19 protein-coding genes and 4 tRNA genes are annotated in these 21392 nt (G+C 54.0%); 16 read left to right on the top strand and 7 right to left on the bottom strand.

All coding sequences use genetic code 11. From position 1 onward, the window contains the following. The first annotated feature begins 172 nt into the window (after window positions 1-172). The 5 genes from On2M_RS23680 (at window position 173) to On2M_RS23660 (ending at window position 2093) form a co-directional block, all read left to right on the top strand. Window positions 173-1558: an amino acid permease gene (locus tag On2M_RS23680; RefSeq protein WP_151225755.1), complete on the top strand. Its 1386-nt coding sequence runs from the start codon at window positions 173-175 to the stop codon at window positions 1556-1558. Between the two features lie 102 nt (window positions 1559-1660). Further along, window positions 1661-1737: transfer RNA gene (locus On2M_RS23675), tRNA-Arg, on the top strand. A 56-nt stretch (window positions 1738-1793) separates the two neighbouring features. Further along, a tRNA-His gene (locus On2M_RS23670) sits at window positions 1794-1869 on the top strand. A 20-nt stretch (window positions 1870-1889) separates the two neighbouring features. After that, window positions 1890-1975, top strand: a tRNA-Leu gene (locus On2M_RS23665). 41 nt (window positions 1976-2016) lie between these two features. Further along, window positions 2017-2093, top strand: a tRNA-Pro gene (locus tag On2M_RS23660). A 405-nt stretch (window positions 2094-2498) separates the two neighbouring features. Here the strand turns inward: On2M_RS23660 and hemY are convergent. From hemY to hemC, 4 genes are read right to left on the bottom strand one after another with little or no spacing between them, the layout of a single operon-like run. Next, a complete protein-coding gene (hemY, locus tag On2M_RS23655) occupies window positions 2499-3698 on the bottom strand; it encodes a protoheme IX biogenesis protein HemY (protein WP_187260269.1) in 1200 nt (399 codons plus the stop codon). A 2-nt stretch (window positions 3699-3700) separates the two neighbouring features. Beyond that, entirely contained in the window at window positions 3701-4870 is a 1170-nt protein-coding gene (hemX, locus tag On2M_RS23650) for a uroporphyrinogen-III C-methyltransferase (protein WP_210905533.1), read from the bottom strand. A 21-nt stretch (window positions 4871-4891) separates the two neighbouring features. Next, a complete protein-coding gene (gene hemD / locus On2M_RS23645) occupies window positions 4892-5632 on the bottom strand; it encodes a uroporphyrinogen-III synthase (protein WP_210905532.1) in 741 nt (246 codons plus the stop codon). Continuing rightward, a complete protein-coding gene (gene hemC, locus On2M_RS23640) occupies window positions 5629-6570 on the bottom strand; it encodes a hydroxymethylbilane synthase (protein ID WP_151217250.1) in 942 nt (313 codons plus the stop codon). Before hemC ends, hemD begins: the two co-directional genes overlap by 4 nt. Window positions 6571-6961: 391 nt before the next feature. Here hemC and cyaA point away from each other — a divergent pair, with 391 nt between their 5' ends. Continuing rightward, window positions 6962-9508 (top strand): class I adenylate cyclase, encoded by a 2547-nt coding sequence (gene cyaA / locus On2M_RS23635; protein WP_040230071.1) that lies wholly within the window; start codon window positions 6962-6964, stop codon window positions 9506-9508. A gap of 40 nt (window positions 9509-9548) precedes the next feature. Here the strand turns inward: cyaA and cyaY are convergent, their stop codons facing one another. Beyond that, window positions 9549-9869 (bottom strand): iron donor protein CyaY, encoded by a 321-nt coding sequence (gene cyaY / locus On2M_RS23630; protein WP_151217248.1) that lies wholly within the window; start codon window positions 9867-9869, stop codon window positions 9549-9551. Between the two features lie 138 nt (window positions 9870-10007). On the opposite strand from cyaY, the gene On2M_RS23625 reads away from it, so the two are divergent. The 8 genes from On2M_RS23625 (at window position 10008) to corA (ending at window position 16941) form a co-directional block, all read left to right on the top strand. Next, on the top strand, window positions 10008-10211 hold the full coding sequence (locus On2M_RS23625) for a lipoprotein (RefSeq protein ID WP_210905531.1): 204 nt from the start codon (window positions 10008-10010) through the stop codon (window positions 10209-10211). A gap of 48 nt (window positions 10212-10259) precedes the next feature. Further along, entirely contained in the window at window positions 10260-11084 is an 825-nt protein-coding gene (dapF, locus tag On2M_RS23620) for a diaminopimelate epimerase (protein WP_151217298.1), read from the top strand. Continuing rightward, window positions 11081-11788 (top strand): DUF484 domain-containing protein, encoded by a 708-nt coding sequence (locus On2M_RS23615; protein ID WP_151217245.1) that lies wholly within the window; start codon window positions 11081-11083, stop codon window positions 11786-11788. The genes dapF and On2M_RS23615 overlap by 4 nt, the downstream gene beginning before the upstream one ends. Further along, window positions 11785-12687, top strand: coding sequence for a tyrosine recombinase XerC (gene xerC, locus On2M_RS23610; protein WP_114681699.1), 903 nt, complete (start codon window positions 11785-11787; stop codon window positions 12685-12687). The genes On2M_RS23615 and xerC overlap by 4 nt, the downstream gene beginning before the upstream one ends. After that, window positions 12687-13403 (top strand): 5-amino-6-(5-phospho-D-ribitylamino)uracil phosphatase YigB, encoded by a 717-nt coding sequence (gene yigB, locus On2M_RS23605; protein ID WP_151217244.1) that lies wholly within the window; start codon window positions 12687-12689, stop codon window positions 13401-13403. Before xerC ends, yigB begins: the two co-directional genes overlap by 1 nt. 64 nt (window positions 13404-13467) lie before the next feature. Beyond that, window positions 13468-15630 carry a DNA helicase II gene (gene uvrD / locus On2M_RS23600; protein WP_003017922.1) on the top strand — a complete coding sequence of 721 codons (2163 nt, stop codon included), beginning with the start codon at window positions 13468-13470 and terminating at the stop codon, window positions 15628-15630. A gap of 148 nt (window positions 15631-15778) precedes the next feature. Further along, entirely contained in the window at window positions 15779-15835 is a 57-nt protein-coding gene (gene ysgD / locus On2M_RS24345) for a YsgD/CorL family protein (protein ID WP_212723238.1), read from the top strand. 155 nt (window positions 15836-15990) lie between these two features. Beyond that, window positions 15991-16941, top strand: a complete 951-nt coding sequence (gene corA / locus On2M_RS23595) for a magnesium/cobalt transporter CorA (RefSeq protein ID WP_003017920.1) — start codon at window positions 15991-15993, stop codon at window positions 16939-16941. Between the two features lie 41 nt (window positions 16942-16982). On the opposite strand, the gene rarD is transcribed toward corA, so the two are convergent. Both rarD and yigI read right to left on the bottom strand, forming a co-directional pair. Further along, a complete protein-coding gene (rarD, locus tag On2M_RS23590) occupies window positions 16983-17876 on the bottom strand; it encodes an EamA family transporter RarD (protein ID WP_210905530.1) in 894 nt (297 codons plus the stop codon). A 51-nt stretch (window positions 17877-17927) separates the two neighbouring features. Continuing rightward, on the bottom strand, window positions 17928-18395 hold the full coding sequence (yigI, locus tag On2M_RS23585) for an acyl-CoA thioesterase YigI (protein WP_003017917.1): 468 nt from the start codon (window positions 18393-18395) through the stop codon (window positions 17928-17930). Window positions 18396-18560: 165 nt separating this feature from the next. On the opposite strand from yigI, the gene pldA reads away from it, so the two are divergent. Then, window positions 18561-19430, top strand: a complete 870-nt coding sequence (gene pldA / locus On2M_RS23580) for a phospholipase A (RefSeq protein ID WP_003017916.1) — start codon at window positions 18561-18563, stop codon at window positions 19428-19430. Between the two features lie 88 nt (window positions 19431-19518). After that, window positions 19519-21348 carry an ATP-dependent DNA helicase RecQ gene (gene recQ, locus On2M_RS23575; protein ID WP_210905529.1) on the top strand — a complete coding sequence of 610 codons (1830 nt, stop codon included), beginning with the start codon at window positions 19519-19521 and terminating at the stop codon, window positions 21346-21348. Window positions 21349-21392: the final 44 nt, after the last annotated feature.

Below are 21392 nucleotides of genomic sequence, written 5' to 3'. Positions count from 1 at the left end.
TTGCCATTTAAGCGATTTTAGGAAACCATTCGCAACAATCATTCCAGTGCCGTGGAGTTTTGACGCCAACCGCTAAGCGGTCGGTGTCGTGTGGCCTGTTATGGCATAACAAGATGTACCCATAACGAGAACCGGTAATACCGGACAGCATGCAAACACAACAAGAGGATTTATGGCCGAGAACAAACCTGAGCTACAGCGTGGGCTGGAGGCTCGTCACATCGAATTAATTGCCCTTGGGGGCACTATTGGCGTCGGACTCTTTATGGGGGCTGCCAGTACCCTGAAATGGGCGGGGCCGTCGGTTCTGCTGGCATACATCGTGGCCGGGCTGTTCGTCTTTTTCATTATGCGTTCTATGGGGGAGATGTTATTCCTCGAGCCGGTTGCCGGTTCATTCGCTGTTTACGCCCATCGTTATATGAGCCCCTTCTTTGGTTATCTCACCGCCTGGTCATATTGGTTTATGTGGATGGCAGTGGGGATATCAGAGATTACCGCCATCGGGGTGTACGTCCAGTTCTGGTTCCCGGAAATGGCGCAATGGATACCCGCACTGATTGCTGTTGGACTGGTTGCGTTGGCAAACCTCGCCGCAGTTCGCTTGTATGGTGAAATTGAATTCTGGTTTGCCATGATCAAAGTGACCACCATCATTGTGATGATCGTCATTGGGTTAGGGGTGATTTTCTTCGGGTTTGGCAACGGTGGTCAGGCGATCGGTTTTGGCAACCTGACCGAGCATGGCGGCTTCTTTGCTGGTGGTTGGAAGGGCTTCCTGACGGCATTGTGTATTGTCGTGGCTTCTTACCAGGGCGTGGAGCTGATCGGCATTACTGCAGGTGAAGCGAAGAATCCACAGGTCACGCTGCGTAGCGCAGTAGGTAAAGTGCTGTGGCGTATCCTGATTTTCTACGTTGGGGCGATTTTTGTTATCGTCACTATTTTCCCGTGGAACGAGATTGGCAGCAACGGCAGTCCGTTTGTTCTCACCTTTGCCAAGATTGGTATTACCGCCGCGGCAGGGATTATTAACTTTGTGGTTCTGACTGCGGCGCTGTCGGGTTGTAACAGCGGGATGTACAGCTGCGGGCGCATGCTCTACGCACTGGCAAAGAATCGTCAGCTCCCCGCCGCTGTTGGAAAAGTTTCTCGCCATGGCGTACCGGTTGCCGGCGTGGCTATTTCTATCGCGATACTGCTGATTGGTTCGTGCCTGAACTACATTATTCCCAACCCGCAGCGCGTATTCGTTTATGTTTATAGCGCCAGCGTGCTACCGGGGATGGTGCCGTGGTTTGTGATCCTGATAAGCCAGCTGCGGTTCCGCCAGGCCCATAAAGCGGCGATCGCCAGTCATCCTTTCCGTTCGATTCTGTTCCCGTGGGCGAATTATTTGACGATGGCGTTCCTGATTTGCGTATTAATCGGCATGTACTTTAATGAAGATACCCGAATGTCACTGTTTGTTGGCATTGGCTTCTTACTGGCGGTGACACTCATTTATAAGGTTTTTGGCCTGAATCGTCATGGCACAGCCCAAAAATTGCAGGAATAAGCGACAAAACGCACAAACCATGACCAAACGATAATTTATTTTAAAAAACCACTAGACAGCAGACCGAGACCTCCGTAATATCCAGCCCCGCAACGGCGCTAAGCGCCCGTAGCTCAGCTGGATAGAGCGCTGCCCTCCGGAGGCAGAGGTCTCAGGTTCGAATCCTGTCGGGCGCACCATTTAGTAAGGTGCCGGAGCTGCGGTGGTTTTAATACCGCGTAAAAGATTTGCAGTGGTGGCTATAGCTCAGTTGGTAGAGCCCTGGATTGTGATTCCAGTTGTCGTGGGTTCGAATCCCATTAGCCACCCCATTAATTTAAAGTTGTGAAATGCGAAGGTGGCGGAATTGGTAGACGCGCTAGCTTCAGGTGTTAGTGTCCTTAGGATGTGGGGGTTCGAGTCCCCCCCCTCGCACCACGACTTAAAGAATTGAACTAAAAATTCAAAAAGCAGTAAAACGGCGAGTAGCGCAGCTTGGTAGCGCAACTGGTTTGGGACCAGTGGGTCGGAGGTTCGAATCCTCTCTCGCCGACCAATTTTGAACCCCGCTTCGGCGGGGTTTTTTGTTTTCTGATTTTCCTTTCTCAGTCGTTATTCCCAAGAATTACCTGCTGTCTTAAAAAGTCCGAATACCTGGTTTTTGCAGTGCAATCGTGGCACGCGTTGTGCAATAATATACGGGTAGATGCTCATTCCATCTCTTATGTTCGCCATCTGGCCTCATAAACTCAGGAATGATGCAGAGCCGTTTACGGTGCTTATCGTCCACAGACAGATGTCGCGTAGCCTCATCAAACACCATGGACATAACGTTGAGTGAAGCACCCATTTATGTTGTCATACAGACCTGTTTAACGCCTGCTCCAAAAGAGCGGGCGTTTTTTTATTTATGCATCATTGAAAATGCCCGGTAAGCGAAGCGTCACCGGGCAATGGGGAATTACTGCGGGGGATTGTTGTTCTGCAGCGTCAACATCAGGCCATCACGGCGCATGATGGCGGCTTCTTCCGGTTGATGCAGTCTGTCCAGCGCGTCAGCAAGCCAGGCGTAGTCATAGGCATCCGGGCGCTGTTTGAGGGCTGCACGGAAGGCGAGCGTGGCTTCCTGCCATTCGCCATGCTTCATGAGCGACTGCCCCAGCGTGCTCCATAGCAACGGGCGATCGCCCACGGCTTTAATCTGCTGGCGCAACACTTTCTCTATCTGTTCCGGGTTATTGGTTTTCAGACGCGGAATCGGCAGCACCAGGCGATCGTCGTACTGACGTTTCAGGCCATCAATAATGACCTGCTGCGCCGTGTCGTGATCGTCACACTCAATCAGATGTTCAGCCATCGCTACCTGCAGGGCAACCTGATGACGGGTTTTACGGTTCTGATTTTTCCACCATGCGCGTAGCCCCTCGCTGCCCTGATCGGCGCGAACCTGATCCATCAGGCCAACCCATGCCTGCTGTTCCAGCATAGCGCGATGTTCGTCATCGCCCACGTGCGCTTTTGCCATGGATGGAATGATATCCAGTAACGAACTCCATGCGCCGGTACGAATGTAGGCCTGTTCAGCCAGACGCAGCACTTCCGGATGACGAGGTGTCACTTCCAGCAGTTTGTCTACGCTGTGGCGCGCGGCATGATTTTCATTACGCGCCAGCTGCAGGCGAACGCGAGCGATTTCAACCGGGATCGTATCATTGCCTGCCAGTTCGGCGGCACGCTCAAGGTGTTGGTTGGCACGCGCTTCGTCACCGCGCTGCTGAGCCGCTTCTGCCGCCAGCAGGTAATTCACTACCGGCTGTTCTGCATGATCGGCATTTTTCGACATCAGCTTCTCAACCTGCTGATAGTCACCTTCCGCCAGCTTGAGCAGCGCCTGTTCGGTCTGCTTACGGGCGCGACGACGTTTACGACCGACAAACCATCCGCGGGTATGCGCACCTGTGCGGAAAATTCGGCGCAGCAGCCATTCAATTGCAAACAGGACGACCATGGCGACGATCAGGATGATCGCCAGTCCCGTCACGCTGGTTTCGATATTGTAATTATCCGTCTGGATCAATACGTAGCCCTGATGACCGGCAATCATCGGACCAACAACGATCCCGGCAATCAGCAGCACAAAGAGCAATAATACTTTTAGCATCATTATTCTCCTTGCGGCGCAGTCGCCGGAGCGTCTGTTGCAGGCGCAGGTACAACTGGCGCTGTGGCAGGTTGCGCCAGTAAATTACGTACGCGGGTCTGCATTAGCTTGTCGAGAAGAGCCTGGCTCTGCAGTGTTTCCGGGACATCCATACTGATGCTTTGTTGGCTCAGCTGGTCTACCTCTTCAAGGAAAGCTTTGGTCGTTGCATCATCGGTGTCGTAGTAGGCGCGCACCCAGGTAGAGACGTTTTCCAGCGCCTGACGCCAGGTTTCTTCCTGATGACGCGGCACAGCCTGGGCGGCCACTAACAGGCGTGAACGGATGTTTTCACGTAAATAAACGTCCTGGTTCGGTGCCAGCAGCGGGACGGCGGTTTCATCACGACGGCGAACGGTGATAAAGCTATCCATAAAGTTCTGCCAGCTTTTTTGCAGATTGATACGCCATTCGCTGATCGAGCTGGAAAGCTCGTTGCTGTCGGAGTCCATCGGCGAATCATCGGTGTCATTGTCGGCCAGACGCAGGTTATCAATCTGGTTTGCGAGCTGATTTACTTTGAGGATAATGCCGTCATAGTCGACCTGAGTCACCGCGGAGAGGCTAGCGATATCATCGGTAATCGCGCGGCGGGCGGTAATCAGGCTCGGGTCGTTCATATCCGCCAGGCTGGCATCTGCGCTTTTCAGCAGCGCCGCGGCGGTGGTCACGTCCTGATCGCTCCATAATTTGCGACCGGCCAGTTTCACCAGGAAATCAGCCTGCGCCAGTAACCATGTTCCGGCATCGCTGCTGGAGATAGTGGCGACTTTTTGCTGGACTTCGTCAAGCTGTTTGACCAGAGCGGCCTGCTGGCGAGAGGCTTCATCCAGCTGCGTGGCCTGCTGTTTAATAATACCTTCCAGCTCAGCTTTTTGGCTTTCCTGCGCTTTTTGCAGCGCCGTCAGTTGGTTTGCCAGCGCGTCGCTGGTTGCTGTCTGTGTTGTTGCCTGTTGTTTCCCCCAGCCGTACAGCCCAACGCCTGCTGCCAGCGCGATTGCAATCGCCACGGCGCTCAGAATCAGCGCCGTGCTGTTCTTACTCTTTTTTTCAGTATTGACTGGCTGTGACGTGGTTTCCACGGCCTCCCTGGTCTCTTCAACCACGGCGGAGGATTTTTCTTGTTCCGTCATTATGGCATCCCATTATGAGAGTTATTGTAATGCGCGTAACAGCGCATCGTTGTCGGCGTTATCAGCGACCTTAATATCTTGCCAGCCCAGTTCCCGGGCGAGGTGCGCCAGACGCTCACTGACGACCAGCAGCCGACAGCGTAGTAACCAGTGCTCACGATACCATTGCGGAATGAGCGACCAGATCTGTTGTAGCATCTCTCCGCTGGTGACAACCAGCGTGGTCACGCCACGAGATTGCCAGCGCATCGCTTCTTCCGCGCCATCGTAGTGTTTTGCACTGCGTTGATAACATTCACAAAAATCGACATCAGCTCCACGTGCCGTCAGGGTTTCACCTATCAGCTCGCGACCACCGTTGCCGCGTAAAATAAGCGCGCGTTTTCCCGCAATATTTTGTAATTCAGGTAATTGTAGCAAGACTTCGCTAATTTCCCGATCCAGAGGGTAGTGAATATTGCAGCTGCTAACGGTATGCAGTGCCAGCGCCGTTGTGCGGCCAATAGCAAAATAATGCGGAAGGGAGGGCCAACTTTTCCCTTGCTGCTGAAGCTCGGCATCAGCAAAGGTGACGGCGTGCTGTGAGAGTGCGAAGACCAGATCGTTTTCCGTCAGCGCTGACAGTCGGGAAGCAAGCATCGCCAGTTCCCGACCCGGTGAAAACTCGATGAGCGGAAAACTCCAGGCCACCTGCCCCAGTGTGCGCAGACGGCTCACTAACTCTTCCCCAGCGGGAGACGGGCGGGTGACCAGAATACTCATGCGGGGGCTTCTCCGTTGTAAACTTCAGCCAGAATGGCACGCGCACCGTTCTCCAGTAGCTCTTCAGCCAGAGAGATGCCCATCTGCTCAGCATCCTGCGCGGCACCGCGACGTTCTCCGCATACCATCTGCGAACCATCAGGTGCGCCGACCAGCGCCCGCAGCCAAATCTCACCGTTAATGACCTCGGCATAACTGCCGATAGGTACCTGACATCCCCCTTCCAGGCGGGTGTTCATGGCGCGTTCGGCTTTGACGCGTAGCGCTGTCTCTTCATGATTGAGCGGCGCTAACAGCGCCTGAGTGCGCATATCATCCAGTCGACATTCTATGCCAACTGCGCCTTGCCCGACAGCTGGCAGAGAGACTTCCGGCGGCAGAGCGGTACGGACGCGCGACTCAAGACCTAAACGTTTTAATCCGGCGACCGCCAGAATAATCGCGTCATAATCACCGTTATCCAGTTTGCCGAGACGTGTGCCTACGTTACCGCGCAACGAACGGATGATGAGGTCCGGACGGCGTTTCGCCAACTGGCACTGACGGCGCAAACTGGATGTCCCGACGATGCTGCCAGCCGGGAGTTCATCCAGCGTGTTGTACTTATTGGAGACGAAAGCATCACGCGGATCTTCTCGCTCGCAAATGGTGACCAGTCCAAGACCGTCAGGGAATTCAACCGGCACATCCTTCATGGAGTGCACGGCGATATCGGCGCGTTTTTCCAGCAGCGCGACTTCCAGCTCTTTAACAAACAGCCCTTTCCCCCCGACCTTCGCCAGCGGAGTATCAAGGATCACATCGCCACGGGTTACCATAGGAACCAGTTCCACGATCAGACCGGGGTGGTTTGCCATTAAGGCGTCTTTGACATAATGTGCCTGCCAGAGCGCAAGGGGGCTTTGGCGTGTGGCAATTCTCAAAACATTGTCTAACATGCTTGTTACCGTCATTATCAATCATTGACCATCCTAACATCCTTATCAAAGGGATGTCAGCGTTACGCTCAAACGTAAGTGAGAGGAAAAGGCGCTGCATCATCACTGTCAGTGAAGAATGACGAGAAAAACCTCCCGACCGTATGAAGGAATTTACACGTAACGAACGGTGCTACACTTGTATGTAGCGCATCTTTCTTTACGGTCAATGAGCAAGGTGTTAAATTGATCACGTTTTAGACCATTTTTTCATCTGTAACTAATAAAAGTGCAGGTGAAAAAGGTAACGGTTATTTTTGACATACGGTTTATCCAGATTGATGACGAGGGTGGTAAGCGTTTGCGCCGCCGCTATCGACGCCATGACGGATGCAACATCAGGCGATACGTCTTGTACCTCTATATTGAGACTCTGAAACAGAGACTGGATGCCATAAATCAACTGCGTGTGGATCGCGCGCTTGCTGCCATGGGACCTGCTTTCCAGCAGGTATACAGTCTGCTGCCGACATTATTGCACTACCACCATCCGCTGATGCCGGGTTACCTTGATGGTAACGTTCCCAAAGGCATATGCCTTTACACGCCTGATGAAACCCAACGCCACTACCTGAACGAGTTGGAACTGTACCGCGGCATGTCGCCGCAGGACCCGCCGAAGGGCGAACTGCCGATCACCGGCGTTTACTCGATGGGCAGTACCTCTTCGGTAGGGCAAAGCTGTTCGTCTGACCTTGATATCTGGGTCTGCCATCAATCCTGGCTGGATAGCGAAGAGCGCCAACTGCTGCAGCGTAAATGTAGCCTGCTGGAAAGCTGGGCTGCCTCGCTGGGCGTGGAAGTCAGCTTCTTCCTGATTGACGAAAACCGTTTCCGTCACAATGAAAGCGGCAGTCTGGGTGGGGAAGACTGTGGCTCGACGCAGCATATCCTGTTGCTGGATGAATTCTATCGCACCGCTGTGCGCCTCGCGGGTAAACGTATTCTGTGGAATATGGTACCGGGCGACGAAGAAGAGCATTACGACGATTACGTCATGACGCTCTACGCACAAGGGGTGCTAACGCCAAACGAATGGCTGGATCTCGGCGGGCTCAGTTCGCTCTCTGCCGAAGAGTATTTCGGCGCCAGCCTTTGGCAGTTGTACAAGAGTATCGACTCTCCGTACAAAGCAGTGCTGAAAACGCTGCTGCTGGAGGCGTATTCCTGGGAATACCCCAATCCACGCCTGTTGGCGAAAGATATTAAACAGCGCTTGCACGATGGTGAGATCGTCTCATTTGGTCTCGACCCTTACTGCATGATGCTGGAGCGTGTAACCGAATACCTTACGGCGATCGAAGACCCGACACGTCTGGATTTAGTGCGTCGATGTTTCTACTTAAAAGTGTGTGAGAAACTGAGCCGTGAGCGCGCCTGCGTGGGCTGGCGCCGTGAAGTATTAAGTCAATTAGTGACAGAGTGGGGCTGGGATGATGCCCGTCTGACCATGCTGGATAACCGCGCTAACTGGAAGATTGACCAGGTGCGTGAAGCGCATAACGAACTGCTCGATGCGATGATGCAGAGCTATCGTAACCTGATCCGCTTTGCGCGGCGTAATAACCTCAGCGTCAGCGCCAGCCCGCAAGATATCGGCGTGCTGACCCGTAAGCTGTATGCCGCGTTTGAAGCGTTGCCGGGTAAAGTCACGCTGGTGAACCCGCAGATATCTCCAGACCTCTCGGAACCGAATCTGACCTTTATCCATGTGCCTCCGGGTCGTGCCAACCGTTCGGGGTGGTATCTTTACAACCGAGCGCCGAACATGGACTCGATCATCAGCCATCAGCCACTGGAATATAACCGCTATCTCAACAAGCTGGTGGCGTGGGCCTGGTTTAATGGCCTGCTGACCTCGCGTACGCATCTATTTATTAAGGGTAACGGCATCGTTGATTTGCCGAAGCTGCAGGAAATGGTCGCCGATGTGTCGCACCACTTCCCGCTGCGTTTACCAGCGCCAACGCCGAAAGCGCTTTATAGTCCGTGCGAAATTCGGCATCTGGCAATTATCGTTAACCTCGAATATGACCCGACGGCGGCATTTCGCAATCAGGTGGTGCATTTTGATTTCCGTAAGCTGGACGTCTTCAGTTTTGGCGAAGAGCAAAATTGCCTGGTCGGTAGCGTAGACCTGCTGTATCGCAACTCGTGGAATGAGGTGCGTACGCTGCACTTCAACGGTGAGCAGGCGATGATTGAAGCGTTAAAAACGATTCTGGGCAAAATGCATCAGGATGCCGCGCCGCCGGATAGCGTCGAGGTCTTCTGCTATAGCCAGCATCTGCGCGGGTTAATTCGTACTCGCGTACAGCAACTGGTGTCTGAGTGCATCGAATTACGCCTCTCCAGTACCCGTCAGGAAACTGGACGCTTCAAAGCGCTGCGTGTTTCCGGTCAGACGTGGGGGCTGTTCTTCGAACGTCTGAACGTCTCGGTACAGAAGCTGGAAAACGCGATTGAATTCTATGGTGCGATTTCACATAACAAACTGCACGGACTTTCCGTTCAGGTTGAGACTAACCATGTGAAACTTCCGTCGGTAGTGGACGGGTTTGCCAGCGAAGGGATCATTCAGTTCTTTTTCGAAGAAACGGGTGATGAGCAGGGCTTTAATATCTACATTCTGGACGAGAGTAACCGGGCCGAGGTGTATCACCACTGCGAAGGCAGCAAAGAGGAACTGGTACGCGACGTCAGCCGTTTCTACTCATCGTCGCACGATCGCTTCACCTATGGCTCAAGCTTTATCAACTTTAACCTGCCGCAGTTCTATCAGATTGTGAAAACCGACGGGCGCGCGCAGGTAATTCCGTTCCGTACCCAGCCGATTAGCGCTGTTCCGCCCGTCAATCAGGACAACGACGCGCCGCAGTTGCAGCAGTATTTTTCCTGAACATGATGCCGGATAAGCGAAGCGCATCCGGCAATCACACTTAGCGGAAGCTCACTTCTTCACCTGCCTGCTGTGTTGCCGCCTGTTCCAGCAGATCCCAGAACGTTTCGCCGCTACGATCGCAGATCCACTCGTCGCCTTTCAGGTCAAAGTGGTAGCCGCCCTGCTTGGTTGCCAGCCACACCTGGTGCAGCGGCTCCTGACGGTTAATAATAATTTTGCTGCCGTTTTCGAAGCTGAGGGTCAGCACGCCGCCGTTGATTTCACAATCGATATCGCTGTCGCCGTCCCAGTCGTCCAGACGCTCTTCAATGGTCATCCACAGGGTGTCAGCAAGGCGATGAAATTCACTGTCGTTCATTTTCTTATCCTGTTTTTCGTGATGACGGCAGTATAACCTGAAACAAAACGCGTTGCAGATTACAGGCTAACTCTTGCTTTTACGCCTTCTCCTGCGATGATAGAAAACAGAAAGCATGAACTTTACAGGCAATCCATAATGAAAAACGTGTTAAAGCCACTCGCTGTCATTTTTACTCTGTTCAGCCTGACGGGCTGTGGGCTCAAAGGCCCGCTGTATTTCCCGCCAGCAGATAAAACCGCGCCGCCTCCGACCAAGAGCGTTCAGCCGCAATCGCAATCCACCGCGCCTGAGAAAAACGATCGTGGGATTAGTGACGGGCCTTCCCAGGTGAATTACTGACGGCAGGAATAGATTTACATTTCTGTACCCGCGTGAACGGAGTGAATGATGCAATTCTCTAAAATGCATGGCCTTGGCAACGATTTTATGGTCGTCGACGCGGTAACGCAGAATGTCTTTTTCTCACCAGAGCTGATCCGCCGCCTGTCCGACAGGCATCTCGGCGTTGGATTTGATCAACTGCTGGTGGTTGAACCTCCGTATGATCCGGAGCTGGATTTCCACTACCGTATTTTTAATGCCGACGGCAGTGAAGTGTCACAATGTGGCAATGGCGCCCGCTGTTTTGCCCGCTTTGTTCGCCTGAAAGGGCTGACCAATAAGCGCGATATTCGCGTCAGTACCGCCAATGGTCGTATGGTATTAACCGTAACCGACGACGAGCTGGTGCAGGTGAATATGGGAGAACCCAATTTTGAACCCTCGCAGGTTCCGTTTCGCGCCAATAAAGCAGAGAAGACCTATATTATGCGCGCGGCCGAACAGACAGTATTGTGCGGCGTGGTTTCAATGGGGAACCCGCACTGCGTGATTCAGGTTGATGATGTTGATACGGCCACAGTAGAAACACTGGGACCGGTTCTGGAAAGCCACGAGCGCTTCCCTGAACGCGCCAATATTGGCTTTATGCAGGTGGTGAAGCGCGAGCATATCCGACTGCGGGTTTATGAGCGTGGAGCGGGTGAAACGCAGGCCTGCGGTAGCGGGGCGTGCGCCGCTGTTGCGGTTGGTATTCAGCAGGGTCTGCTGGCAGAAGAGGTGAGGGTGGAATTACCGGGCGGTCGACTTGATATCGCCTGGAAAGGTCCGGGTCATCCGCTGTATATGACAGGCCCGGCGGCACATGTCTACGACGGATTTATTCACTTATGAAGCAACCAGGGGAAGAACTACAGGAAACGCTCATGGAGCTCGACGATCGGGCGGTCGTCGATTACCTGCAACGTAATCCTGAGTTTTTTATCCGTAATGCCCAGGCAGTTGAGGCGATGCGTGTTCCGCACCCGGTGCGCGGCACGGTCTCTTTAGTGGAATGGCATATGGCACGGGCGCGTAATCATATTAACGTGCTGGAAGAGAACATGGCGCTGTTGATGGAACAGGCCAACGCCAATGAAAGCCTGTTCTATCGTCTGTTAAATCTGCAAGGACGTCTGGTGGCGGCCAGCAGCCTTGACGATATGCTGATGCGATTTCATCGCTGGGCGCGTGAGTTAGGGCTGGCAGGAGCGACGGTTCGTCTGTTCCCGGATCGCTGGCGACTAGGCGCGCCCTCAAAATTCACCCATCTGGCATTAAGCCGTCAGGCTTTTGAACCGCTGCGAATTCAGCGTCTGGGCCAGTCTCGGCATTATCTTGGGCCGCTCAATGGCCCCGAGTTGCTGGTGATGATGCCGGAGGCGAAAGCGATAGGCTCAGTCGCGATGTCGATGCTCGGGCAAGATGGCTCCCTTGGCGTGATGCTGTTCAGCAGTCGTGACGTTAATCATTACCAGCAGGGACAAGGTACGCAGTTATTGCAGGAAATCTCGTTGATGTTGCCGGAACTGCTGGAGCGCTGGATTGAACGCATATGACCGATTCACCCCTTTCTCAGGATGTGGCGCGCTTTTTGCGCTATCTGGGCGTTGAGCGCCAGCTTAGCCCGATCACATTGCTTAATTATCAGCGCCAGCTTGATGCCATCATCGCGTTAGCCGGAGAAACCGGTTTGCAAAGCTGGCAACAATGTGACGCTGCTATGGTGCGAAGCTTTGCCGTGCGCAGTCGTCGTAAAGGGCTGGGACCGGCGAGCCTGGCGTTGCGACTTTCCGCGCTACGTAGTTTTTTCGACTGGCTGGTTAATCAGGGCGAGCTGAAAGCCAATCCGGCAAAAAGCGTTTCCGCACCCAAAGCACCGCGTCATCTGCCTAAAAATATCGATGTCGACGACGTTAATCGCCTGCTGGATATCGATCTCAACGATCCCCTCGCCGTGCGCGACCGCGCGATGCTGGAAGTGATGTACGGCGCCGGGCTGCGTTTATCTGAACTGGTTGGGCTGGATATTAAACATCTCGATCTCGACACCGGCGAAGTATGGGTGATGGGCAAGGGCAGTAAAGAGCGTCGCCTGCCGATTGGCCGCAATGCGGTGGCGTGGATTGAGCACTGGCTGGATCTGCGCGGACTCTTTGGCTGCGATGACGATGCGTTATTTCTGTCAAAACTGGGCAAACGCATCTCTGCACGGAACGTGCAGAAACGTTTTGCTGAATGGGGTATCAAGCAGGGGCTGAACAGCCATGTACATCCCCACAAGCTACGGCATTCATTTGCGACGCATATGCTGGAGTCGAGCGGCGATCTGCGTGGTGTGCAGGAATTATTAGGCCATGCCAATCTCTCCACGACCCAAATCTATACCCATCTTGATTTTCAACACCTGGCTTCAGTGTACGATGCGGCGCATCCGCGCGCCAAACGGGGGAAATAATGCGTTTTTACCGGCCTTTGGGGCGCATTTCTGCGCTCACCTTTGACCTTGATGACACCCTTTACGATAACCGTCCCGTTATCACACGCACCGAGCAGGAAGCGCTCGCGTTTGTACAGAATTATCATCCGGCGCTGAGTTCGCTGCAAAATAGCGACCTCCAGCGCTTACGTCAGGCCGTTCGCGACGCTGAGCCGGAAATCTACCACGACGTTACCCAATGGCGCCACCGCGCCGTAGAACGCGCTATGCTGGAGGCGGGGTTGTCAGAGGCCGAAGCCAGAATGGGAGCGAATGCGGCGATGATGAATTTCGCCAAATGGCGTAGCCGTATTGATGTCCCGCAGGCGACACATGACACGCTGAAGGCGCTGGCCCGAAAATGGCCGCTGGTGGCGATTACCAACGGTAACGCGCAGCCGGAATTGTTTGGCCTGGGCGATTATTTTGAGTTTGTGCTGCGCGCTGGTCCCGACGGGCGATCAAAACCGTTCAGCGACATGTACGCGCTGGCGGCGGAAAAACTGAACATGCCCGTGGGTGACATTCTGCACGTGGGCGATGACCTGACGACAGACGTCGCGGGAGCCATCCGTTGCGGTATGCAGGCTTGCTGGATCAAACCGGAAAATGCCGACCTGATGCACATCGCTGACAGCCGTTTGCTGCCGCATATCGAAATTTCACAGTTGGCATCTCTGACCTCGCTGATATAATCACCAACAACTCTGTATAAATTCCCAGGGGTCCGGCTGGGCCCTGTTGATTCCGGCGGTGCCAATGGACGTTTCTTACCTGCTCGATAGCCTCAATGACGAACAGCGCCAGGCTGTGGCCGCGCCACGCAGCAACATGTTGGTTCTGGCAGGCGCGGGGAGTGGTAAAACGCGCGTGCTGGTGCACCGCATCGCCTGGTTACTGACGGTAGAGAACAACTCGCCGTACTCCATTATGGCGGTCACCTTTACCAACAAAGCGGCGGCGGAAATGCGCCACCGTATTGGTCAGATCATGGGAACCAGCCAGGGCGGTATGTGGGTGGGTACGTTCCACGGTCTGGCGCACCGTCTGCTGCGCGCGCACCATATGGATGCCAACCTGCCGCAGGATTTCCAGATCCTCGACAGCGAAGACCAACTGCGTCTGCTCAAGCGCCTGATCAAGGCGATGAACCTGGATGAGAAGCAGTGGCCGCCGCGTCAGGCGATGTGGTTTATCAATAGTCAGAAAGACGAAGGGCTGCGCCCGCACCATCTGCAGAGCTATGGCAACCCGGTTGAGCAAACCTGGCAGAAAGTGTATCAGGCTTACCAGGAAGCGTGTGATCGCGCCGGGCTGGTGGATTTCGCCGAGCTGCTACTGCGTGCCCATGAACTGTGGCTCAACAAACCGCATATCCTGCAGCACTACCGCGAACGCTTTACCAATATCCTGGTGGATGAGTTCCAGGATACCAACAACATTCAGTACGCCTGGATCCGCCTGCTGGCAGGCGACACCGGCAAAGTGATGATCGTGGGCGATGACGACCAGTCGATCTACGGCTGGCGCGGAGCGCAGGTGGAAAATATCCAGCGCTTCCTCACCGATTTCCCGGGCGCAGAAACCATTCGCCTGGAGCAGAATTACCGCTCGACCAACAATATCCTCAGCGCGGCTAACGCCCTGATTGAAAACAACAATGGGCGTCTGGGTAAAAAGCTGTGGACCGACGGCGTCGACGGTGAACCGATCTCGCTATACTGCGCGTTCAACGAACTCGATGAAGCGCGCTTTGTCGTTAACCGCATCAAAACCTGGCAGGACAACGGCGGTGCGCTTGAACAATGCGCTATTCTGTACCGCAGCAACGCCCAGTCGCGCGTGCTGGAAGAGGCGTTGTTACAAGCCAGTATGCCGTATCGTATTTATGGCGGGATGCGCTTCTTTGAACGCCAGGAAATCAAAGATGCACTCTCCTACCTGCGCCTGATCGCCAATCGCAATGACGATGCGGCGTTTGAGCGCGTGGTGAATACACCGACGCGCGGGATTGGCGATCGTACGCTGGATGTGGTGCGCCAGACCTCACGTGACCGCCAGCTAACGCTGTGGCAGGCCTGTCGTGAACTGTTGCAGGAAAAAGCCCTTGCGGGTCGTGCCGCCAGCGCCTTACAGCGTTTTATGGAGCTGATTGACGCTCTGGCGCAGGAGACCGCCGATATGCCGCTGCACGTGCAGACTGACCGGGTGATTAAAGACTCCGGGCTGCGCATGATGTACGAGCAGGAAAAAGGCGAGAAGGGCCAGACGCGTATCGAAAACTTAGACGAACTGGTGACGGCAACGCGTCAGTTTAGTTACAACGAAGAAGACGAAGACCTGATGCCGCTGCAGGCGTTCCTGTCTCACGCCGCGCTGGAAGCGGGCGAAGGACAGGCGGATACCTGGCAGGACGCGGTACAGCTGATGACCCTGCACTCGGCGAAAGGTCTGGAGTTCCCTCAGGTGTTTATCGTCGGCATGGAAGAAGGCATGTTCCCCAGCCAGATGTCGCTGGACGAAGGCGGACGTCTCGAAGAGGAACGCCGACTGGCCTACGTCGGCGTGACCCGTGCGATGCAAAAGCTGACGCTAACCTACGCTGAAACGCGTCGTTTGTATGGCAAAGAGGTTTACCATCGTCCGTCACGCTTTATTGGTGAACTGCCGGAAGCGTGCGTTGAAGAGGTACGTTTGCGCGCCACGGTCAGCCGTCCGGTGAGCCATCAGCGGATGGGCACGCCAATGGCGGAAAACGACACTGGCTATAAGCTTGGCCAGCGCGTGCGCCACGCCAAGTTTGGCGAGGGCACCATTGTCAATCTGGAAGGCAGCGGTGAGCACAGTCGTTTGCAGGTCGCGTTCCAGGGGCAGGGGATCAAATGGCTGGTGGCAGCCTATGCCCGACTGGAAACGGTATAACTTTCAGAAAAATATCATTATTTTGTAACGATCTGCTAGCCTTACTGATGAGCAGGTAATTTATCCAGGCTAGCGTTTCGTTGCGTGTTGACGTCAAAATTTTGCTGGCGTAACATGCGCGCACGATTACGCTAAGAGGACATTCGCCTTGGACACACCCAGTAGATACTGGCTCATTATCCTGTCATCCAGGATCAACTCCTAAGGCTATCCCTTTTTGCTGATAGCCTTCGCGGTTGTCAGCGACCTTCTGTTTTTTTCCCGTCGCGCTGAGTCAGGCTGTTTAATGGTCTGAAACCCAATTTGTTTCTGTGTGCCCTCCGAACTGTCCGATAATTTTTTGCATTGGGAGTCCCGGTCATGCTGAGCGCATTTCAACTGGAAAACAATCGTTTAACTCGCCTTGAGGCAGACGAGATCGAGCACCTGGCCAGTTCGGTTTGGGTCGATTTAGTCGAGCCGGATGACGAAGAACGAAACCGTGTGCAAAAGGACTTGGGCCAGAATCTGGCTACGCGCCCTGAACTGGAAGACATCGAAGCATCCGCGCGTTTTTTTGAAGACGAAGACGGTTTGCACATTCACTCCTTCTTCTTTTATGAAGACGCCGACGATCACGCGGGTAACTCAACCGTCGCATTTACTATTCGCGAAGGTCGACTGTTTACCCTGCGCGAGCGCGAATTACCGGCCTTTCGCCTGTACCGCATGCGTGCGCGTAACCAGGCGATGGTGGATGGCAACGCCTACGAGCTGTTGCTCGACTTGTTCGAAACAAAAATTGAACAGCTGGCGGATGAGATCGAAAATATCTACAGCGACCTGGAAAAACTCAGCCGTGTGATCATGGAAGGGCGTCAGGGCGATGAATATGACGAAGCGCTGTCGACGCTGGCGGAACTTGAAGATATCGGCTGGAAGGTACGCTTGTGTCTGATGGATACCCAACGCGCACTGAACTTCCTGGTACGTAAAGCGCGGTTGCCGGGCAGCCAGCTGGAACAGGCGCGTGAGATCCTGCGCGATATCGAATCTCTGCTGCCGCACAACGAATCGCTGTTCCAGAAGGTTAACTTCCTGATGCAGGCGGCGATGGGCTTTATCAACATTGAGCAGAACCGCATCATCAAGATCTTCTCGGTGGTCTCTGTGGTGTTCCTGCCGCCGACGCTGGTAGCTTCAAGTTATGGGATGAACTTTGAGTTCATGCCGGAACTGCACTGGAGCTTCGGGTATCCGGGGGCGATTGTCTTTATGATGCTCGCCGGTCTGGCGCCGTATCTGTACTTTAAGCGCAAAAACTGGCTGTAAGGGCTGTGCCGGATAAGGCGCAGCCGCCATCCGGCACTTCTTCAGCTCCGGCGCGCCCGTCGTTGCGTATAAATCGCATCCATTACGAAAATCGCCAGTGCGACCCAGATAAACGCGAAGGTGACCATCTTGTCCGCACCCGGGGCTTCACCGTAGAACGTTACCGCCAGCAGGAACATCAGCGTAGGGCCAATGTACTGGAAGAAACCCAGCGTCGACAGACGCAGGCGGGTTGCGGCGCCGGTAAAGCACAGCAGCGGAATGGTGGTCACGACACCCGCAGCAATCAGCAGCAGATTGAGCGACATTGGGTTTTGCCCCATATGGCTGGTTGGGCTGTCGGCAATGCCAAACAGATAGATGGCCGCGATGGGTAAAAGCCACAGCGTTTCGATCAGCATGCCAGTTTGTGCTTCGACGGCAATCTTCTTGCGCACCAGACCATAAAAAGCAAAGCTGAACGCCAGTCCTAGCGCAATTATTGGCAGCGATCCGAAGGTCCACAGCTGTACCAGTACGCCACAGGCGGCTAATAGTACCGCCAGCCACTGCATGCGACGGAAGCGCTCGCCGAGGAAAAGCATTCCCAGCACAATATTCACCAGCGGGTTAATAAAATAGCCGAGGCTGGCTTCCAGCATATGGTGATTATTGACTGCCCAAATGAACAGCAGCCAGTTTCCGCCAATGAGCACTGCAGAGAGCGCCAGCAGGAATATCTTCTTTGGCGTTTGGAGTAATGTTTTGACACCCGACCACTGGCGGCTGATGCTCATCAGCACCACCATGAAGAAAAATGACCAGATGACGCGGTGCGTCAGGATTTCATCCGCCGGGACATAGTAAATCAGCTTGAAGTAGGCAGGTGCGATACCCCAAATAAAATAAGCAGCAAGAGCGAGTAACACGCCCTGCCGCGTTTGTTTAGCATCCATCGGGAAAACTCATTGCAGAAATGTAACAGCAGTTTACCTTTTTTTGGCTGCTTACCCCACCATATAAGTGGCGGTTGCGCTGGCAATATAAAGCTGTTCTTCGTTATGCAGTTCCACGCGCGCCACGGCGACTTTATTACCCGCCCGCAGCAGGCTGCTGGTGGCGGTAAAGCGATTCCCTCTCCCCGGGCGCAGGTAATCAACGCGCAAATCGATGGTTCCCATGCGTGACATCCGCTGACGTAATTCGTCTTCACTGATCGTCTCATGGCGGGTTAGCGTACTGCCAACGCACACCAGACCGGCGGCGACGTCCAGCGCCGAGGCGATCACGCCGCCATGCAAAATGCTTTGCGCCCAGTTGCCGACCATCATCGGTTGGTTATTAAAGGCTAATTGAGCGAATTCTTTCTCATAGCGTTCAAGCTCCAGTCCCAGTGCCCGGTTAAACGGCATATGATAGACGAACATTTCACCCACTAACTTCAGCGCTTCCTCAGCAGTAAGTACGGCAGACATACGATCCCTACATCTTAATGGTTAATGAAATGTTGATATTATGCTTATTATTTGTTGTTTTCTACTTTAGGACGGGATAACTAACGAGGAACTCGCTAAGTATGTAGAATACTTGCCAGATAATTATACAATTCATCAATATTTTGGTTCAGGAGAACAGTACCGATGCGGGCGATTCTGGGATGGTTACTACCAGCAGTCATGCTGCCGTTGACCGCGTATGCGCAGGAAGCGACAGTGAAAGAGATTCATGATGCACCGGCGGTTCGCGGCAGTATTATCGCCAACATGCTGCAGGAGCATGACAATCCTTTCACGCTTTATCCTTATGACACCAACTATCTTATCTACACCAATACCAGCGACATGAACAAAGAAGCGATCAGCAGTTATAGCTGGTCCGAAAATGCGCGCAAAGATGAGGTTAAGTTTCAGCTAAGCCTGGCGTTTCCGCTCTGGCGCGGGATCTTAGGTCCGAACTCGGTACTTGGCGGCTCCTATACCCAGAAGTCCTGGTGGCAGCTTTCGAATAGCGAAGAATCTTCCCCATTTCGCGAAACCAATTATGAACCGCAATTGTTCCTCGGTTTCGCCACCGACTATCGCTTCGCTGGTTGGACGCTCCGCGATGTCGAAATGGGTTATAACCATGACTCCAACGGTCGGTCTGACCCCACTTCACGTAGCTGGAATCGTCTTTACACGCGTTTGATGGCTGAAAACGGTAACTGGCTGGTGGAAGTTAAGCCGTGGTACGTCATCGGCAGCACCGACGATAACCCGGATATCACAAAATATATGGGCTACTATCAGCTCAAACTGGGTTATCACCTCGGTGACGCCGTCTTAAGTGCGAAAGGTCAGTACAACTGGAATACCGGCTACGGCGGTGCTGAGTTGGGTGTCAGTTACCCCATTACGAAGCATGTGCGCCTTTACACCCAGGTTTACAGCGGTTACGGCGAATCGCTGATTGACTATAACTTCAATCAGACCCGTGTTGGCGTGGGCGTGATGCTCAACGATATCTTCTGACAGGTATTGAGAGTATTTTAATCATTGCAGTTTCTCTCTCAGGCGCTGAAAATAGCGCCTGTTTTTATTTCAGGCTAATGGGGTTAATGTGGCGCAGGCGGAAGTGTTGAATCTGGAAATGGGCGCTAAACAGGTTTTGCAAGAAACCTTTGGCTACCAACAGTTTCGCCCGGGTCAGGAAGAAATCATTGATACCGTGATCTCTGGTCGCGACTGCCTGGTCGTTATGCCGACCGGCGGCGGTAAATCCCTGTGCTATCAGATTCCCGCATTATTGCTCAACGGGCTCACCGTTGTTGTTTCTCCGCTGATTTCTCTGATGAAAGATCAGGTCGATCAACTGCTGGCCAACGGCGTGGCGGCAGCATGCCTTAACTCCACTCAAAGTCGCGAGCAGCAGCTTGAGGTGATGGCAGGCTGTCGCAGCGGACAGATTCGCCTGCTGTACATTGCGCCTGAGCGCCTGATGCTGGATAACTTCCTTGAAAACCTGGCGCACTGGAACCCGGTGCTGCTGGCGGTTGATGAAGCGCACTGTATTTCGCAATGGGGACATGATTTCCGCCCGGAATACGCGGCGCTGGGACAGTTGCGTCAACGTTTCCCAACCCTGCCGTTTGTGGCGTTGACCGCGACCGCGGACGAAACCACCCGGCTGGACATTGTGCGTCTGCTGGGCCTCAACGACCCGTTAATTCAGATCAGCAGCTTCGACCGCCCAAATATTCGCTACATGCTGATGGAGAAGTTTAAGCCGCTCGATCAACTGATGCGCTATGTGCAAGAGCAGCGCGGTAAGTCCGGCATTATCTACTGTAACAGTCGCGCCAAGGTAGAAGATACCGCCGCGCGCCTGCAAAGCCGGGGCATCAGTGCCGGGGCTTATCATGCCGGGCTGGAAAATACCGTACGCGCCGACGTGCAGGAGAAATTCCAGCGCGATGATCTGCAAATTGTGGTGGCAACCGTGGCGTTCGGCATGGGGATCAACAAACCCAACGTACGTTTCGTGGTGCATTTCGATATTCCACGTAACATCGAGTCTTACTACCAGGAAACCGGTCGCGCCGGGCGTGATGGCCTGCCTGCGGAAGCAATGTTGTTTTACGATCCGGCAGATATGGCGTGGCTACGCCGTTGCCTCGAAGAGAAACCCGCCGGACAACTGCTGGATATCGAACGGCATAAACTCAATGCGATGGGGGCGTTTGCCGAGGCGCAAACCTGTCGTCGTCTGGTGCTGCTGAACTATTTTGGCGAGGGGCGTCAGGAGCCGTGTGGTAACTGCGATATTTGTCTCGATCCGCCAAAGCAGTACGACGGACTCATGGATGCGCGTAAAGCGCTGTCGACCATCTACCGTGTGAATCAACGTTTTGGTATGGGTTATGTCGTCGAGGTTCTGCGTGGGGCGAATAACCAGCGTATTCGCGAGCTGGCCCATGACAAGCTGCCGGTCTACGGCATTGGTCGTGAGCAAAGCCATGAACACTGGGTCAGCGTTATTCGCCAGCTTATTCATCTTGGTCTGGTGACGCAGAATATTGCCCATCACTCGGCATTACAGTTAACCGAAGCCGCGCGTCCGGTGCTACGCGGTGACGTTCCACTACAGCTTGCCGAGCCGCGTATTGTGGCGCTGAAACCGCGCGCAATGCAGAAATCCTTTGGCGGTAATTACGATCGCAAACTGTTCGCCAAACTGCGTAAGCTGCGTAAAGCCATTGCTGATGAAGAGAATATCCCGCCTTACGTGGTGTTCAACGACGCCACACTGATTGAAATGGCCGAACAAATGCCGGTTTCACCGAGCGAAATGCTGAGCGTTAATGGCGTGGGAATGCGTAAACTTGAGCGTTTTGGCAAAGAGTTTATGGCACTTATCCGCGCACATGTGGATGGTGACGACGAAGAGTAGTCAGCCGGGCAAAAAAGTGCCAGGATGGTGACTCACTGAACTAT

Origin of the sequence: Citrobacter sp. On2M (assembly GCF_018035235.1) — a bacterium.
Classification (GTDB): domain Bacteria; phylum Pseudomonadota; class Gammaproteobacteria; order Enterobacterales; family Enterobacteriaceae; genus Citrobacter; species Citrobacter meridianamericanus.
This window is presented reverse-complemented; position numbering and strand designations above follow the sequence as displayed.